Consider the following 17,578-nt stretch of genomic DNA (forward strand, 5'->3'; position numbering starts at 1 on the left):
GCTAATGTATTGCCATTTAGAGTGCCTTGATTGGTGAGCAATAACCCATTTTTGTCATATACTTTATAACCTAGAATGGGGCCCCCTCCGGCCAAGTTGAGATTCATCGGCAAACTTTTATTTGGCGAATAGAAATCTTGCAATGTACTGCCGGACAACGAACAATTTGTAAAATCAATATATAGCCTTTGAGCTTGCGCGGAATCGGCAGGTAATAAAAAAGATCCGATCACAATAGTAATGACAAGCAATATGGATATTCCACTGGTTATTATTCTCTTTCTACTATTCACAGCCTTCACTCCCCTAATCAGATGACTCCATAAAGTCCCCAATTTTAATCAGGGACTTTCAGCAGCAGCGGATTATTCTTTGTTTAAAGGTACGGACCCACCTATGGCCTTGTTTAAAAATATATTTCTGACAAACCCCACTTTTTTAATTCTCTCGTCAACAATGTCTTTCTTTTGGTTAAAGAATAGCCAACCATCTTTGTTCGCGACTTGATCTAGCCAGAACCCGTTGATATCTTGGTTAGAATAAGTCCAATTGTAATCCACCATATTCATTAAAAACGGCAGTGCAGTTGTCTCATGCTGCTTTACTGTTTCGTTCTTGACGCTGATTTTATAACCTATGACATACTCGTTATTGAGAGGCCCTCTACGTCCCTCTACATTCATCTGCCTAAACCCCTCATAATAAGCCCCACTCGGATCAGTCATATCCACGACAATCATCTGATAGATCGTTAGTTTAATGCCACTTCCAAGAGTAATTTCCAAAGGAAACTGCACCGGCTTCGAATTCCACATCGTGAACAGGTTTGTCCCGCGCCAGTCCACTTCTGCATAGCTGACTGCCGCTTTGTCCACCGGCAGCTTGCCGCCCGACTTCACTGTAAGAATCCGTTCAATCACAGTGACCGATTGCGCCCGAGTAGTCGCTTCTTCCCTGCCAAGCTCCCCACCGCTCAAACCTTGAATCAGCCCCGCTTTCGTCGCTTCATACATAAATTCCTCGTCCGTCGCCGGCTTTACACTCGGAGCTGCTGCGCGGACGACGATCCGGGCCATTTCCTGGCGGGTGATCGGCTCATTCATCTGGCTGCCCGAAAACTCTCCCTCTGTCAGAATCCCTCCGTTGACCGCTGCCGCCACATAGGGTCTATACCATTCGAGCCCATTATCAGGGACAACATATTTTCCTAAGCCTGACATCGTTAATTTAATAAACTCCGCTCTCGTTACCTTCATATCCGGCAAAAAACTTCCGTCAACGTACCCGTCAACATAGCCTTTGCTCACCGCCAGACTAATAGTGTCCTTTGCCCAATGGCCGCCAATATCCTTAAACTGTACGGCCTTCCTGGTCTCCGCTGCCGCCGTTGGCGTAAAGCCGGTCTGGCTGCAGCCCGATACGACAATCGAAGACAGCAATAAAGTTACTGCAAGTCTGCCGTTAAACATAACTGTCACTCCGTTCTATTGATTGTGAATTGAAAATTCTAGCATTACTTGTTTCGGCAATGAGGACAAATATTGTGAGAAAAACAAAAAACCGCCCGGATCACGTATACACGCAATCACAGGCGGTTCCTCCGCTCGTCACTTTCCTGTTTATATTACCACTATACCTCGTTTCTGGCAATAGGAGATTCTACTTTTGGGAGATTCTTTTGGACAATTTATAATTCCACACCCGTCAAATCAACAAATGGAACAAATAAGGGTCTTTGTTGATCTCGGCGAATTGCACGCCTTTCTTGACCATTCTATCAATCAGCGGCTCATAGTCATCTTTATGCTTGAGCTCAATGCCTACAAGTGCGGGACCATTCTCGCGGCTGTTCTTTTTGGTATATTCGAACCTCGCAATATCGTCCGTCGGTCCGAGAACCTCATCCAGAAATTCCCGTAAAGCTCCGGCCCGTTGAGGGAAGTTGATCGTAAAATAATGCTTCATCCCCTCATAAATCAATGATCTTTCCTTAATCTCCTGCATTCTTTCAATATCGTTGTTGCCGCCGCTTACGATACAGACCACGTTCTTCCCGATGATCCGCTCCGAGTAAGCATCCAGCGCTGCAATCGGCAGGGCGCCCGCGGGCTCCGCAACGATAGCGTTCTCGTTATAGAGCTCCAGTATGGACGTACACACTTTTCCTTCCGGAACAAGCACGTATTCGTCGATCACCTGATTGCATATGTCAAATGTGATCTCGCCGACCCGGCGCACAGCGGCCCCGTCCACGAATTTATCCATATTGTCCAGCACGACGATCTCTTGCCGTTCCGAAGACTGCTTCATGGACGGCGCCCCCTGCGGCTCCACTCCGATCATGCTGGTATGAGGACTGACCGCTTTGATATAGGTACCTACCCCGGAAGCGAGGCCTCCCCCACCTATCGAGGTGAACAAATAATCCACGGGAACTTTGATCTCATTCAGAATTTCTACCGCAACCGTCCCTTGTCCCGCAATCACTTTGGCGTCGTCGAAAGGATGTATGAACACTTTGGAGTGGTCCTCACAATATTTCAACGCTTCACTCAAAGCGTCATCGAACGTATCCCCCGTCAAAATCACCTCCACAAAAGGGCCCCCGAACAGCTTCACCTGTGTAATTTTCTGCCTTGGCGTCGTGGACGGCATGAAGATATTGCCCGTGACCCCCAATGCTTTGCAGGAAAAAGCAACCCCCTGGGCGTGATTTCCCGCACTGGCGCATACCACTCCGCGGGCCAGCTGCTCATCGGACAGGCTTTTCATCAGGTAATAGGCTCCGCGGATCTTGAAGGATCTGACCACCTGCAGGTCTTCCCTCTTCAAATAAACGTTGCATTGATATCTGTCCGATAAAATGGCATTTCTTTGCAGCGGTGTCTGCACGGCGGCTTCTTTTACCGTATGGTACGCAGCCAAGATGTTTTCTATCGTAACCTTTCCCAAAAACGTTACCTCCCCAGGCGAGACAAGCTCTAATCCATCAAAATTAGACTAATCATAGCTCTTTTGTCCCGCGTATGTAAAGTAGTATCATTTTAACAAAAAAAGACCTCCAAATGAGATCCTTTAGTATCAATCAATTCTATGATATCCGGCTAGGCCAGCTGTTTATTTACGCGACTCCACTGAAGATAGTGGTACAAGTTCATCAGAAGATCGAGATTGGCAGGGTAACGTACAGACAGCTTCACTTGACCTTCCCAATAGAGAACGAAAACATGGGACACTTTGCCGGCGTAGAACTCAACGTCCCAATTATCGCCGCTCAGCGGGTAGCTTTCGTCATTTACGGTCAGCAGCGGTCCTTTGGATGAATACGAAACCTTAATCGCATCTTCCCCGTTCTTCAGATAAAACCCTTCATTTCTCACTTCCTGATACATCGACGGCATGAGGAGCCTCCTTCCCTGCAAAAATATGAAAAACCTCCCCATCAAGAAGGAGGGATTCTGCTATAACTAGCATCCCTTGTTTCTTCGGCAACTGGCTGGCATGCGGATCCACAGATACGCGTAAGCTCCTGTAGCATTGCGTCGCTGACTTTCGTCATGTATGCCAATATCGATTTCTATCGAATCTTGTTATAATATGTAATTCCTAATAAATAGAATAAAGGATTCATGGTCTAAATGCAACATACTTGCAACCTATTTCCTACTGAGCGGACTAATGCCAAAGGCCTACTGCACGCCGAAATGTACCAAAATAACGAGAATGTTAAACTTTTATGTTGATTTTCTTATTGAAGTAACTGGCACACATAAGGTCTGGATTGGCCTGCATTTGCACATAGTATGATTGGAAGATTTCGCATGGATAATTTGCATCAATGTATGCAATTCGTATTGGGTGCAATGGGTGTTTATTTGGAGAAAAGTGATATAAAAGGGTTGAGAAGCACTGTGCTTTCCAACCCTTATTATCAACAGCCCTAACAGGGCGGTTTTATGAATTGTCCAGAAAAGGATAATCCCTCCGCTTCAACCTGCGCTTATTACTATAAAAATTACTGATTGCCGCTCAGAAAAGGGGTCAGCCGGCCCGTATGGTATACATGCAGGTGATGCAGCGCTCTTGTACAAGCGGTATAAAACAATTTGCGCTCGTTCTCTCTTCCGTATATCTCCTCATCGGCATTAAAAATGATGACAGCGTCGAATTCCAAGCCTTTCGCGAAGTACGCGGGCATCAGGAGCACTCCGGACACAAAGGTGCGGGTATCTTTCGTGATCAGCTTCAAAGGCGCAAGCGGCTGCAGCAGCTCATAGGCGGCCAGACTTTCTTTTGCCGTTTTGCATAGCACCGCAATGGATCTTGCGCCCTGCTCCTGAAGACGTTGTATGTCCGAAGAGACCAGCCGGGTCAATTCCTCTTGGGAAGTGGCCTTATCTATAACCGGCTGCTCGCCGCTGCGGCTGTAGGCCTTCACATTTTCTCCTTCCGGTACAATGCGTTTTGACAGCTCCACAATTTCTTTCGTGGATCTGTAGCTCTTATGCAGCACAAACATCCGGGTCCTGTCGCTTCCGTAACGCTCGCGTACATACTCGTAGTTCCGGCCGCTTGAATAAGGGAAGATGCCCTGGTTCAGGTCTCCCAATAAGGTCATATGGCTGTGAGGGAACATCGCATGCAGCAGCGCATAGTGGATAGGAGAATAGTCCTGGGCTTCGTCCACAATGACGTGGCGGATCCCGGAGTAAAGCCGGTTTCCCTCCAGCAGCTCCATAAAATAAAGCGCAGCCGCGCCGTCCTCGTAGGCGATAATTCCATGCTCCATCTTTTCCAACGTTTGCGAAGCGATCGCATTCCATTGTTCGGGCTTGTTCACACCGCTTTCGCGCAGAAGCTTATCCAGCAGCTCCATATCCGAGAAAATCCGTCTGTACATCGATTCCACGTCGATAAATTCGAGGCGCTCTACGCTGGCTCTGAAATCGGTGAAAACTTTGTTCATCGTCTTCCGGCTCTGTTGCCTGAGCTCCACGTCCGTCCCGATATATTGGGGAACCCTGACCAGCTCTTGGTATAGGGCGCGCTCCTCTTCCTTTTGCAGCACCTCCAGCTCGCCCTCGACTCGCTCTTTCAGTTTTTCCAGGCGTCTGCTGACCGGGAGGTGGGTATTTTTACTGTAAAAATAGTTCCCGATCCTGTGCCCCGAAAGTATATCTCTATCTTCAATCCGGAAGCTTGTAAACATCATGCCTTGTTCCTGCAGCATCTTCACATAAGTTTGAATGAGCCGGACAAAATCGTGCGACGATTTCCACTCGATTCCCGCCAGCCTTGCCTCATAATCCGGTCCGTCTTCCGCAGTGAGCAGGGCTTCCAGCTGCCCGTAGGAGTCCTCCGTCTCCTTCTTCCATGCATGCAAGGAATGCGCCACCACATCGGGAAGCGTTGTCTGCCGCATATTGTTCTCGCCAAGCTCCGGGAGGACATTCGATACATAGTCGTTAAACAGGGAATTCGGCGAAAACAGGATCATCTGCTCGGCTGCCAGCGTATTCCGGTATTTGTACAGCAGATAGGCCGCCCTCTGCAGGGCAACGGAGGTTTTACCGCTTCCCGCAGCACCCTGCACGATGACAAGGGGATATCGCGTCTCACGGATCACCTGGTTTTGCTCGCTCTGTATCGTAGTGACGATCGACTTCATCCGGTCATCGGCGCTCTGCGTCAGCATCGTCTGGAGCATTTCATCCACGACGTGGACGCCCGTGTCGAGCATATTCTCGAGCCGCCCGTCTCGAATGATATACTGCCGCTTCAAGCGTATGTCCACTTCCTGCTTTCCTACCGGCGTTTCATACTCCGCGGGTCCGTGAGTGTGATCGTAGAACAGCTGGGAAATCGGGGCCCTCCAGTCCAAAACGACGGGTTCGTTTGACGTTTCATCCGTTATCGTAGCCACACCAATGTAAATGGTATATGGTTCGCTTGCGCCCTTTTCCGTAAAATCCACCCGTCCGAAGTAAGGGGAAGGCAGCAGCCTCCGCAGTGCCCTGATAGCCAATTCGGCTCTGGAGTAGCTGCGCTCCTGTTCCTGGATGAGCCTCGACTGCTGCGTTATGCTCGCTTTCATTTCCATCAGGTCGTCTTTGTTCGCTGTATTCAGAGTCGTGTCGTCCCAGAACTCCTCGCGGAGCTCACGCATTTCCGATTTGCGGTGCTCTACGGTGTCCTGCATACTGTCGATCTGGCGCCGGATCACCCCTTTGACTTCATCCAGACGCTGTGTTTCCGCTTGCCATTCCAATGAATTCATCCTCCGCACCTCCCATAAAGATAGATGCATTATAACCAGAAAAGCCCGCGAAGAAACAGTCTGTAAAAATGTGGATTTGTATGCTATAATGGAATTAGAAAGAAGGATAATCCGCCCGGGTTATCCTTCTTTCTTGAACGATAAAAAAGGACGCCTGCACGTCCGATTACGGTTTTACATACTTTTTTGCTTTTTCGATCGCTTCGTCCTCGGTTGCGCCGGTGACATACCGGCCGTTGATGTAGATAAAAGCAAACCGCGAGCAGGGTCCGCAGTAGGATTTGCAGCCTACCTTCACTTCCGCTTCCGGAGCGATTTTGTTGATTTTGGGCAGTGCCGTCTTGACACTCATATGCTTGCATTTGTTGCAAATTCTTATGTCATTCGCCATGGTATAACTTCACCTTCCTGTAGAGCCTTTAGTGGTCCCCATGATTGCCGTGGGATGGATTTGTAATGGCAAACCCTTCCTCCGGCACATAAAAATAATCAATGCGGATCCCGTCAAGCAGGGGTTCGTCTTTGGCGACAACCACTTCTATCCCTTTATCGGTCATGACCACCTCGTCATTCTCGCCGGGCTTGTCCATATCCATCCCGTAGTGGGCATGGTCTCCATGTGTATGAGTAACGAGCACGCGGAGCTTCAGCTCCTTGTTCTCTTCCTTGTCCAGTTCCTGCTGCAGCATTTTCGCCGCATTGCGGGAAATCTTCACTTTCATGCCGCCCACTCCCCTCTCAGTTTCTCTATATTGTAAAGAATCGTGAAACGGATTGCAATCAGGCGCGGATAATTCGATTCTTTCCCCTTCTTCCGCTTCCGTGGGTATATTAACATCAAAAAGATTTTCTTTCTTTTATACAGCCAATGGAAACTGAAGCCGATTTTCGGTATGATGGCTGTATGCGCTTTTGCCGCGCTACCCTTAAGACAGAGGTGAACATCAACCATGATGACGATCAAGACAAGAGAACAAATCGGTTACATGAAGAAAGCGGGAGAAATTCTGGCCTCCTGCCACAAAGAAATTGCGCGGATGATACGGCCGGGCATTACGACTATAGAGATCGACCAATTCGTAGAGCAGTATTTGGCCCGCCACGGGGCGACTCCCGAGCAGAAAGGGTATCACGGATACCCTTTCGCCACGTGCGCTTCCATCAACGATGTGATCTGCCACGGATTCCCGAAGGCCGAGCCGCTCAAGGAAGGCGACATTGTGACGATCGATATGGTCGTCAACCTTAACGGCTGGCTGGCGGACTCGGCCTGGTCCTATGAGGTCGGCCAAGTTTCGGATGAAGCCAGGCGCCTTCTTCAGACGACCAAGGAATCGCTCTACCTCGGCATCGAGAAAGCGGTGGTCGGCAACCGGATCGGAGATATATCGAGCGCGATCCAGAAATACGCCGAGAGCAAAGGCTACTCGGTCGTACGGGACTTCTGCGGCCATGCGATCGGACAGCAGATGCACGAGGAACCGCAGGTTCCGCACTACGGCCCGGCTGGCAGGGGAACACGCCTCAAGGAAGGCATGGTCATTACGATCGAGCCGATGCTCAATATCGGCCAGCACTACAGCTACGTGGAAGAAGACGGCTGGACCGCAAGAACCTGGGACGGCAGCCTGTCCGCGCAGTATGAGCATACGATCGCCATAACCTCGGACGGGCCGCTCATCCTGACCGAGCAAAAGTAATCGGAATTTCGGAGGTAGGACGATGCTTTCCTTCTATAAAAAATACTACAAAACGGCGTTCGACATCGCGCTGCTGCTGCTGACCGTGTATTTATTCATGCTGCTCTTCAGCTATATCTACAGGATTGCGGCGCCGATCTTTCTCGCTTTTATCATTTTCCTGATCATCGAACCGCTGGCCCGTCTCCTTCACCGCAGAGGATTGAAGAAACCGATGGCCTCCGCCTTCTCCACCCTTATCTTCGTACTGCTGGTTCTGGCCGTGCTGGTCGGATTGGGCGTCATTGTGGCTTCGCAGATTCTGGCGCTGAAGGAAATCATTCCGCGCTATACCGCCCTTCTGCAGGAGCAGATCAATTACAGGATTCCCGACCTGCAGAACCGGTGGGCATCGCTCCCGCCAGATCTTGTGCAGCAGATCAAAGATTACTTCGCTTCCTTTACGGATAACCTGTCCAAAATCGCCACCTATCTGCTTGGAGCGATTTACGGCTTTCTGACCTCGTTCTCCGGCGCGATTTTCTCTTTTGCCGCCAATTTTGTCATAGGTATTGTCCTGGCGTATTTCCTGAGCACGGAGATCGATTTCTGGAAAAGATCAGCGGCAGAGAATACCCCGAGAACGTTCAAAACCGCTTACTATTTCGTTAAACACAATGTCTTGCGCGGCATAATCGGATATATCAAAGCCCAGCTCAAGCTGGTTTCCATCACTTTCGCCATCGTTCTGGCCGGCCTCATTATCCTGGGAGTAGGCAACGCGTTCTCACTGGCGCTCTTGTCCGCCTTTTTCGATATCCTGCCGCTGCTTGGCGTGCCTGTCATTTTCGTGCCGTGGATCGTTTATCTGTTCATTGTCGGCAATACCAATATGGCGGTGTCTCTGCTTGTGCTCCTGGCCGTCGCGATGGGGACGAGGCAGATCCTCGAGCCCAAAATTACAGGAGACACTCTCGGCGTATCGGCCTTTACAATGCTGTCGTTCATGATCGTTTCGCTGTCCTTGTTCGGCGTCTCCGGCTTGATCATTGCTCCTGTGCTGATCATTACAATCAAAGCTCTGCACGAACAAGGATACTTGAAGAAGTGGATCCGCCTGCCTGAGGAAGAATACGAAGCTGCAGTGTATAAATAATAGATCGAAACGATATCGTTTCTCCATCCAAACCGTTTCCGCCGAAACGGTTTTTTTTGCCGCTCACCTGGTGATTCATATGTGTGGAGGCATGTCCGGTACATTTTTTTACCCGTGATGGGAAAAGCTACAAATCAGACCATGCACCGGAAAGGAGCGCCGGATATGCTTCTGAGCAGAATCGATATCCCCCAATCCTGCAAAGAAATGCAGGATTCTCTGAAGGTAAATTTATCCGATAATGCCGATCTGCAAATGAAATGTATTCAATACAACAATAAAAAGATATGTCTGTTCTATTTTCGATCCTTGGTGGACAGCGCCATGATGAATCGGGACCTCCTGCCTGCCATCACGTTTCGGGAATCGGAGCCTGTAACCGTAGACCATCTGCTGCACAAAATTCCTGTAGCGGAAAACAGAATGGCGAAGGATTTCAAAGAAATAATAAGTCTCATTCTCGCCGGATGGACTTATATGCAGGTGGACGGCACCGCTAAAGGTTTACTCGTCAATACTTACAAACGGGCTGCAAGATCGGTAGACACGCCTAAAGTGGAAGACCAGATCCTCGGCCCAAGGATTGCATATACGGAGAGCATACAGAGCAACATTAATCTGCTCACCGCATATCTGCCAAGCCCTTCATTGGTCCAGGAATCGCTGAATATAGGCAAGAGGACAAATACGCAGGTGGCTGTGTTTTATTTGAAAGATCTCGTCAAGCAGGAAGACGTTGAGCTTATCAAGCGAAAAATCCAGGACGTGGATTTTGAAGCGGTTATTGACAGCGCGATGCTGGTCCAGTGGATCGAAGACAATTCGATGTCTTTATTTCCGCAAATGCTGATGACCGAACGGGTGGACCGCACCGTATTTGCCCTTCTGCAGGGAAAAATGGTCCTTTTTGTAGGGGGAAGCTCCTTTGCCATCATTACTCCGGTGACTTTCATCGATTTTTTCAAATCGACGGAAGACCACTACACTCGCTGGGAGCGAACCACATTTATTCGCCTGTTAAGGGTAACGGCTTTATTCATGTCTTTGATGTTTACCGCTTTTTACGTTGCGGCGCTTACTTTTCATTATGAGGTCATCCCGCAGGCGCTAGTCGTTTCTTTATCCAGATCCCGCACCCAGGTTCCATTTCCTCCGCTGTTCGAGGCTTTGTTCCTGGAGTACATTATCGAGCTGCTTGCGGAGGCGGGAGCGCGGCTTCCAACCAAAATCGGCCAAACGATCGGTATCGTAGGTGGTATCGTGATCGGACAGGCGGCTGTGCAGGCCGGATTCACCAGCAATATACTGATCATTATTGTCGCTCTAAGCGCGCTGTCCTCCTACACCACGCCGGTTTACAACATGAGCACATCCATAAGGATTCTCCGCTTTCCCATGATTCTTCTTGCCGGAACTCTCGGCTTTTTGGGAATTACGGCAGGCATGGCCTTTCTGCTCATTCACCTGATCCGCCAGACTTCGCTGAAAAAATCGTATCTTTTTCCTTTCTATCCGCTCAAGCCGTCTAAAGTAAAGGACACGATATTCCGAATGCCTTTTGCTTTCTTCGGTATACGTTCGCCGCTCATCCAAAATGAGGATCTATGGCACATGACAAACCGCAAGAAAGAAGGAAAAGATATCGATGAAGACTGATACTTTAACAACCGAAGGAAAGCAAACAAGCAGACCTTTCCTGTTCAGCGCTTTCCTGCTTGTTTTTGTTGTTTATAAAGTCCAAACGGGAGTCGGCCTTGTCGGCTTTGAGCGCGTAATCTATAAAGACGCCGGACACGACGCGTGGATTTCCGTGCTGCTTTCAGGAGTCTGCGTGCATATCCTGATTTCGGTGATGCTGAAAACATTGGAAAAATTCAAAGACAAGGATCTTTTTGAAATTCAACGCGAAATCTACGGCAAATGGGCGGGAAACGCGGTTAATGCGCTATACATACTATATCTGCTTATCGCTAGCATGGTTATCATGAGAAACTACATAGAAATGGTGCAGGTTTGGCTATTCCCCGACATAAACACATGGGCAATCGCTCTCTTGCTGGCCTGCCTGGCAATTTACACCATAACCGGGGGCATTCGGGTCCTTGTAGGGACATGCTTGCTTTTTTCGCTTTTTACCTTGTGGATGATCTTTCTAATCTACGCACCGCTTCAATACGCCCATTGGAGACATCTTCTTCCCATAATGGAAGCGAACCCGGGGAAGCTGCTGAGCGGCGTTAAAGATATGTCCTTCACAATGGCCGGATTCGAATTGATTTATTTCGTCTACCCCTATATTAAGCAGAAAAGTAAAGCTTCCTTATATGCACATAGCGGTTCATGGCTCACTACGACGATTTACACGATCGTCATCGTGTCGGCCATAGCATTTTTTAGCGATGAAGAGCTGGTCCGTTCGGATTGGGCCACATTTACGATGATGTCCAACATCAGGTTTCCGTTTCTTGAGAGATTCGAGTTTGTAGGTGTCAGTATATGGCTTTTGGTCATTATTCCGAACATGTCGCTGTACATTTGGGCGGCAAGCAAAGGAGCAAAAAAAATGTGGCACATTAAACAAAAACAAGCTGTAGTGCCTGCAGTCCTGCTTATCTTTATCGGCAGCTTGTTTTTTCAGTCTCGCCAGCAAATCGATGCCTTAAACAACCAGTTCTCCAACTTTTCGTTCTACCTCCTGTTCATCTACCCTCTGGTCCTTTATCTTGCAGTTTTGCTAAAAGCCGCAATCAAAAAACACCGGAAAAAGGGTGAAGCCAATGAAGCGTAATTGGAGAGCGGGCCTGCTTCTGCTGGCAATTGTCACATTAACCGGCTGCTCCACGACCAGGATTCTGGAGAGAATCGGGCTTGTGGTCGCAGCGGGATATGAAACAGGGACTGACGGCAACTTGAAAGCTTCTACCGTAGTCCAGCAGGTCGAACCCGGTTCGCAAACGGAAGTACAGGTCATCACCAGTACCGCCGCAACAAGCAAAGGACTGCGCGAAAATGAAAACAGAAAATCCGGTAAAAAACTGCTGGCCGGGCAGCTTCGTGTTGTTCTGTACAGTAAAGAGCTTGCTCAAAAAGGGCTGCAAAGCCTGACGGGCACTTTATTCCGGGACCCGCAGATTTCGAACGCCGTGTATTTGTCCGTTGTCGACGGGGATGTGCATGATTTTCTGTCCCATAGATATTCCCATATCAAAAATATCGGCGCTTTCTTGTTCAATCTGCTGCGTCAGAATATACAGGGAGAAGATTTGATTTCCTGTACGCTGCATGAGTTTCTGTACTCCTTGTACGCTTTGGAGGATCCGGTCCTTCCGATACTGGCGCGCCAGGGGGATCAAATTGTAATAAAGAATGTAGCCGTTTTTAACAATGACAAAATGGTGCATACTCTGTCTATGCGCGACAGCCTGCTGATCAAGCTGATCAGAGGCCGATTCAAGACCGGCTTTATGGAGTTTAATCTGACAAAGGATGATATCGGCGATCTGCCTGCAGAAGGGGATCGGCTGAATGTGGTGCTCAATAACATCCACAGCCGAAGCAGTTTAAAGCTTGTGTCGGCTGAAAATTTACAATTTAAAGTAAAAATCAAGATGAAAGTGGATCTTCAGGAGGCGACGTCCAGCTTTAATTTCGGAGATCCCGGCACGCTCGGAAAGCTTGAAAAGGCCATAGACAATAAACTGCAGGCGCAGTGCCGGCAGTTGTTGGAGAAGATGCAGCAGATTCCCGTGGATCCTTTTGGTTTTGGGGAAGTGTACCGTTCTTCCAACCGGAATTCGAATATAACTCATGACCAGTGGCACAGCGATTTTTCAAAAGCAAAGTTCGACATCGATGTTCAAACGAAGATCATGCGTACCGGAAAGGCACAGTGAATATAGCCGTAAAGTGAAGGCACCTCTGAAAGCTTATTCCTATTACTTTGCGGGGATCCCCCGGTACAAAGCAACCCTCGCAAGGTGAAGTCAATATGAACGTACTATCACAGCCGGCAGTCCTGCAGCTTCCAGTCAATCGGCTCCAAGCCTTGGCGTACAAGGAACTCGTTAGCTTTGGAGAACGGTCTGCTGCCGAAGAATCCGCGTCTCGCGCTAAGCGGGCTGGGATGTGCTGAAGCGACCACACCATGCTTTGCGGTATCGATCAAATGCAGCTTTTTTTGCGCCGGGGATCCCCACAGTATAAAAACGACAGGCTGCTCCTTCTGGTTAAGCAGAGAAATAATCCGGTCGGTAAATTTTTCCCAACCCTTGTTCCTGTGGGAATTCGGTTCGCCCGATCGAACGGTTAGGACGGTGTTGAGCATCAGTACGCCCTGCTCCGCCCAGTCCGTCAGGCAGCCGTGCTCAGGGATGGGGTTGCCGGTGTCTTCCTTGTACTCCTTCAGAATATTCTTAAGGGAAGGCGGAGCGGCGACTCCCGACCGGACGGAAAAGCTCAGTCCATGCGCTTGACCGGGTCCGTGATATGGATCCTGGCCGAGGATTACGGCCTTGGTGTCTTCATAGGAGGTTAGACGAAGCGCTTGAAACAAATGCTCCCGACCGGGAAATATTTGGCCGGATCGGTACTCATTCTCCAAAAATTCGGTTAACTCCTTGAAATACGGCTTGTCCATTTCCGGCTCCAATAAAGCCTGCCAGTCATTCGGCAAATCGAGCATGCACATCACCCCCTGCACGGTTTCATACGGTAAGTTCCCACAGGTTGACCTGCTCAAGCATAGTACGGCCTCCGCCGGAACAATTAATCAAATGCTAGCGATTTCTAAGTCGTTTAAATTTTATTTTATTCTATAAATTCCACTGCCGGATGTCAATTTCAGGCTGATTGCAAGAGCAGAAATAAAGGATCTTTAATCCGCTAATGCGGTTTTTCCCCGTTATTTCCCACAATTAACGCACTGCAAACAGAATAAAAATACGTTTACGATTCTAAAAGCGGCTTTACATGGAGGGCCGGGCATGATAGGCTGGCGAGCCACGCGATGTAATGGTCATAGAGCCCCCTGCCCTGGGATTTATACTTTCTTGTCTTGCAAGAAAAAACCGCTCACACCGTATTGAAGACGGGGAGCGGCTTGATAATGCGATTGCAAGGCCGGGGAGTGCCGGCTATTCGATAATGACAGCGTACACCTTGCCGGGACCGTGGATTCCGATTGTCAAATCGTTCTCGATGTCTGCGCTTCGGCTCGGGCCGGTGATGAGGTTAAACGACGAAGCCATCTCATCCGGATCCAATTCGGCGAACACCTCTCCCATCCGTGTCCTGAGCTGGTCCGCCCGGAACACGGCGAAAAGAATGGAAGGAAGCAGGCTGACCGACCTTCCTCTGCCTCCGTGTGCGGCAAGCGCCAGCGTTCCCGTATTAGCTATTGCGTAGTCCGGCCAGACGATGCCCATCTGGCAGCGCTCCGCCGCCTGTAGCAGCCCGCTGCGCCGGCTCCAGCGCGTCGGCCCGGCCTCGGCAGCCGCTTGCTCCAGTGCCTGCGACGCTTTGGAGTTTAACAGTTTGCTGTCACCGGCAAACGGAGTCTCCGGCAGCTCGGCCTTTGCTGCAGCTGGCTCAAGGGCTCCGGTCGACGCTGCTAATGCGTTTGAGGTAAGGGCAGACAAAGCAGCGGGTGAACCTAGTGCTTCAGACGCGTTTGAGCTAAGGGATGCTGCCGGTGCTTCGTCTGCGTCTTGCCGCCAGGGCACTACAGCGATGCCCTGGTCTGCTAACCAGTCGTCGAGGTTCAGCGCAATCAGCCCGTCATGCTCCCAGCGGGTGATTCTATTTACTTCCAGCTCCCGCACCGCTTCCAGCAGGAAAGCTTTGACAGCGGGCTCGGCTTCCTGTTCCCGGACGACCAGCACCTTTCCGCTCAGCGCCGTCCAGTTCTGCATAAACAATCGGACGTTCTCGTCCTGATTCAAGCGGATGGCCCGGTAATGTTCCGGTGCCCCGACGTGCTGCCTTTCCGGCGGAGCCTTCAAAGGCTCGCCGCGGCCCAATCGCCGGGCCACATTGCTCATGAAGGCTTCGCGGCCTTGTATAATGCCGGTCTGATTGGCATTAGCCATGCAGGTCACCTCCCCTGGAAGCGGGAGGGGCGGCTGCCTCAGGCGCTTGCTGCCGTGCAGCATGCTTCAGCTCCTGTTGCAGCGCCTGCCAGCGCTCGCGGAACGACATCTTCGGCTTCATTGGCAGGAAGCGCGATTGTGTCCAGCCCGCGAGTGGGCCGGGCCCGTTCTTGATGAAGCCGCCTCGCGCGAGCGGCTTCTGCATGTAGTACGCCGATTTCGTCGCGGCCTTGTAGACCGCCACATTCCCGAAGGCGAATTGGAAGGTCTTGAAGGCCATCCGCTCGGCAATCGGCGTGAGCTTCATCTTCACCTTGCGGTGGCGAAGGTGAACCAGCATGTCGTGCAGCGGGATTTTCACCGGGCACGCCTCATAGCACGCGCCGCATAAGCTGGACGCGTAAGCAAGCTGCCCCGCCTCCTTCATGTCCTGCTGAAGGAGAGGGGTCAGTACAGCGCCGATCGGGCCGCTGTACACGGAGCCGTACGTATGCCCGCCGACCTGGCGGTATACCGGGCATACGTTAAGGCAGGCTGCACAGCGGATGCAGTGCAGCACATCCTGGAACACCGGGTCGCCGAGCTGCGCCGAGCGCCCGTTGTCCAGGATGATCACGTGCAGCTCGTCCGGCCCGTCAAGGTCGGCCGGCCGGCGGGGTCCCGTGATCAACGACGTATACGTCGTCAGCTTTTGACCGGTGGCGCTCCGCGCCAGCAGGTTCAGCATGACTTCGAGGTCCTCGAACGTCGGGATAAGCCGCTCCATCCCCATTACGACCACATGGGTCTTCGGCAGCGTCGACACCATACGGCCGTTCCCCTCGTTCGACACGAGGGTGATAGACCCCGATTCTGCCACGCCGAAGTTGCAGCCGGTCAGCCCGATGTCCGCTTCGAGGAAATAATTGCGAAGCTTTTCTTTCGCGTAAGCCGCGAGTACCTTCGTTTCCGGCGGAAACTGCTTGCCCGACTCATCAGCGAACAAATCTGCGATCTGCTGCTTGTTTTTGTGGATCGCAGGGATAATCAAGTGCGAAGGCGTCTCTTTGGCAAGCTGGAGAATGTACTCCCCGAGGTCGGTTTCGATCGCTTCGATGCCTCTCTCCTCCAAATGATGGTTGAGGTGCATTTCCTCGGACACCATCGACTTTCCTTTGGCGACCAGCTTGGCCTGTTTGCTCTCCGCAATGTCCAGAAAACGGCGCACCGCCTCTGCCCCTGTACGGCAAAAGTAAACATGGCCCCCCGCCTTGGCCACATTGTCGCTGAACTGCGTCAAATAGTAGTCCAGATGGGAAACCGTGTGCTGGCGGATAGCTCTCCCCCGTTCCCGCCAAATCTCCCAATCGCCGAGATCAGCAGCCGCGCCAAGCCGGCCGGTCCGCAGTTTGTCGGTTGTAAACGCTACCGCTTTGCGCAGAAACTCGTCGCCCAGCGCCTTCTCCGTTCTTGCCTTTAACCCGCTGCCGATCAGCGCTTCCTTTTCCAATGCCCGGCTCATTCAGTTCCACTTCCTTTCCCTGCCGCCGCCCGGTCCGCTCCAGGCTTGCGTTCCTTATTGTTCACGCCTTCCTCCAGCAGCTCCGCCAGATGCATCACGCGAATCGGCCGGCCTTCTTTGTTTAACCGTCCACCGATGTTCATCAGGCAGCCCATGTCGGTTCCCACCAGCACAGAAGCCCCCGTCCTGCACACATTCACCGCTTTTTCACAGACCATAGCCTCGGACATATCCGCCATTTTCACGGCAAAAGTCCCTCCGAACCCGCAGCAGTCCTCTTTATGGGGAAGCTCCTCCATTGTCATGCCCTGCACCGACGACAGCAGCTTGACGGGCTCCTCCTTCACTCCCAGCAGCCTCATCGCATGGCATGACGGATGGTAGGTCACCGTTTCGGAAAACTCGGCCCCCAAATCCTCCAGACCAAGAACCTGCACCAAAAACTGCGAGAATTCGTAAGTCTTCTCCACGAGCTGTTCGGCCTTCTTCTTCCATTCGGGCTCCTTCTCGAACAGATAAGGATAGTAATGGTGGATCATGCCTGTACAGGAACCGGAAGGGGAGACAACATAATCGCTGTGCTCAAAAGCCCGGATCATCCGGCGCGCCACCTCGCGCGTTTCGTCCTGGTAACCGCTGTTGAAAGCGGGCTGGCCGCAGCAGGTCTGCCCTTCGGGAAAATCCACTTCGCAGCCGTACCGCGCAAGCAGTCTGACAGCGCTTACTCCAACCTGCGGGTACAATTGGTCGGCAAGACAGGTAATAAACAGGGAAACCTTCACATCAGTCACCTCTTTTGGTCTTCATTACTTATCAGGTTATCAGATAAGTTGAATTTTGTGAAGCCAAATTATATAGCAACAGAGTGATATCCCGGAA

General features: G+C 50.9%; 16 protein-coding genes and 1 riboswitch. Of the genes, 6 read left to right on the forward strand and 10 right to left on the reverse strand.

Features of this window, described 5'->3' with window-relative positions:
- Positions 1-365: 365 nt before the first annotated feature.
- The 3 genes from ACZ5N7_RS09105 to ACZ5N7_RS09115 all read right to left on the reverse strand — a co-directional run bounded on the left by ACZ5N7_RS09105 (position 366) and on the right by ACZ5N7_RS09115 (position 3,401).
- Positions 366-1,469, reverse strand: a complete 1,104-nt coding sequence (locus ACZ5N7_RS09105; RefSeq protein WP_464658885.1) for an S-layer homology domain-containing protein — start codon at positions 1,467-1,469, stop codon at positions 366-368.
- Positions 1,470-1,704: 235 nt separating this feature from the next.
- Positions 1,705-2,952 (reverse strand): threonine ammonia-lyase IlvA, encoded by a 1,248-nt coding sequence (ilvA, locus tag ACZ5N7_RS09110; RefSeq protein ID WP_464658887.1) that lies wholly within the window; start codon positions 2,950-2,952, stop codon positions 1,705-1,707.
- Between the two features lie 152 nt (positions 2,953-3,104).
- Positions 3,105-3,401 (reverse strand): hypothetical protein, encoded by a 297-nt coding sequence (locus ACZ5N7_RS09115; RefSeq protein ID WP_464658888.1) that lies wholly within the window; start codon positions 3,399-3,401, stop codon positions 3,105-3,107.
- Positions 3,402-3,484: 83 nt separating this feature from the next.
- Positions 3,485-3,576: riboswitch (cyclic di-GMP riboswitch) on the reverse strand.
- Positions 3,577-3,776: 200 nt separating this feature from the next.
- Here ACZ5N7_RS09115 and ACZ5N7_RS09120 point away from each other — a divergent pair.
- The gene (locus ACZ5N7_RS09120; protein WP_464659212.1) at positions 3,777-3,944 is read left to right on the forward strand and encodes a TylF/MycF/NovP-related O-methyltransferase; all 168 of its coding nucleotides are present in this window, start codon (positions 3,777-3,779) and stop codon (positions 3,942-3,944) included.
- 71 nt (positions 3,945-4,015) lie between these two features.
- Here the strand turns inward: ACZ5N7_RS09120 and helD are convergent, their stop codons facing one another.
- The 3 genes from helD to ACZ5N7_RS09135 form a co-directional block, all read right to left on the reverse strand.
- A complete protein-coding gene (gene helD, locus ACZ5N7_RS09125; protein WP_464658889.1) occupies positions 4,016-6,277 on the reverse strand; it encodes an RNA polymerase recycling motor HelD in 2,262 nt (753 codons plus the stop codon).
- Positions 6,278-6,443: 166 nt separating this feature from the next.
- On the reverse strand, positions 6,444-6,668 hold the full coding sequence (locus ACZ5N7_RS09130) for a YuzB family protein (RefSeq protein WP_464658891.1): 225 nt from the start codon (positions 6,666-6,668) through the stop codon (positions 6,444-6,446).
- 28 nt (positions 6,669-6,696) lie between these two features.
- Complete coding sequence (locus tag ACZ5N7_RS09135) at positions 6,697-6,999, reverse strand: HesB/IscA family protein (protein ID WP_464658893.1); 303 nt, start codon at positions 6,997-6,999, stop codon at positions 6,697-6,699.
- 228 nt (positions 7,000-7,227) lie between these two features.
- On the opposite strand from ACZ5N7_RS09135, the gene map reads away from it, so the two are divergent.
- The 5 genes from map (at position 7,228) to ACZ5N7_RS09160 (ending at position 13,005) form a co-directional block, all read left to right on the forward strand.
- Positions 7,228-7,977, forward strand: coding sequence for a type I methionyl aminopeptidase (gene map, locus ACZ5N7_RS09140; protein ID WP_464658894.1), 750 nt, complete (start codon positions 7,228-7,230; stop codon positions 7,975-7,977).
- Positions 7,978-7,999: 22 nt separating this feature from the next.
- Positions 8,000-9,112, forward strand: a complete 1,113-nt coding sequence (gene ytvI, locus ACZ5N7_RS09145; RefSeq protein WP_464658896.1) for a sporulation integral membrane protein YtvI — start codon at positions 8,000-8,002, stop codon at positions 9,110-9,112.
- Positions 9,113-9,277: 165 nt separating this feature from the next.
- Positions 9,278-10,768, forward strand: coding sequence for a spore germination protein (locus ACZ5N7_RS09150; protein ID WP_464658898.1), 1,491 nt, complete (start codon positions 9,278-9,280; stop codon positions 10,766-10,768).
- Positions 10,758-11,900 (forward strand): GerAB/ArcD/ProY family transporter, encoded by a 1,143-nt coding sequence (locus tag ACZ5N7_RS09155; protein WP_464658899.1) that lies wholly within the window; start codon positions 10,758-10,760, stop codon positions 11,898-11,900. The genes ACZ5N7_RS09150 and ACZ5N7_RS09155 overlap by 11 nt, the downstream gene beginning before the upstream one ends.
- A complete protein-coding gene (locus tag ACZ5N7_RS09160) occupies positions 11,890-13,005 on the forward strand; it encodes a Ger(x)C family spore germination protein (protein WP_464658901.1) in 1,116 nt (371 codons plus the stop codon). The genes ACZ5N7_RS09155 and ACZ5N7_RS09160 overlap by 11 nt, the downstream gene beginning before the upstream one ends.
- A 107-nt stretch (positions 13,006-13,112) precedes the next feature.
- Here ACZ5N7_RS09160 and ACZ5N7_RS09165 read toward each other — a convergent pair whose 3' ends face one another.
- From ACZ5N7_RS09165 to ACZ5N7_RS09180, 4 genes are all read right to left on the reverse strand, one after another.
- Positions 13,113-13,793, reverse strand: a complete 681-nt coding sequence (locus ACZ5N7_RS09165; protein WP_464658903.1) for a uracil-DNA glycosylase — start codon at positions 13,791-13,793, stop codon at positions 13,113-13,115.
- Between the two features lie 451 nt (positions 13,794-14,244).
- Positions 14,245-15,198, reverse strand: coding sequence for a LutC/YkgG family protein (locus ACZ5N7_RS09170; protein WP_464658904.1), 954 nt, complete (start codon positions 15,196-15,198; stop codon positions 14,245-14,247).
- Positions 15,191-16,699 carry a LutB/LldF family L-lactate oxidation iron-sulfur protein gene (locus ACZ5N7_RS09175; RefSeq protein ID WP_464658906.1) on the reverse strand — a complete coding sequence of 503 codons (1,509 nt, stop codon included), beginning with the start codon at positions 16,697-16,699 and terminating at the stop codon, positions 15,191-15,193. The genes ACZ5N7_RS09170 and ACZ5N7_RS09175 overlap by 8 nt, the downstream gene beginning before the upstream one ends.
- Positions 16,696-17,481 (reverse strand): (Fe-S)-binding protein, encoded by a 786-nt coding sequence (locus ACZ5N7_RS09180; protein WP_464658908.1) that lies wholly within the window; start codon positions 17,479-17,481, stop codon positions 16,696-16,698. The genes ACZ5N7_RS09175 and ACZ5N7_RS09180 overlap by 4 nt, the downstream gene beginning before the upstream one ends.
- Between the last annotated feature and the right edge of the window lie 97 nt (positions 17,482-17,578).

This window comes from Paenibacillus sp. JCM 18996 (assembly GCF_055392555.1).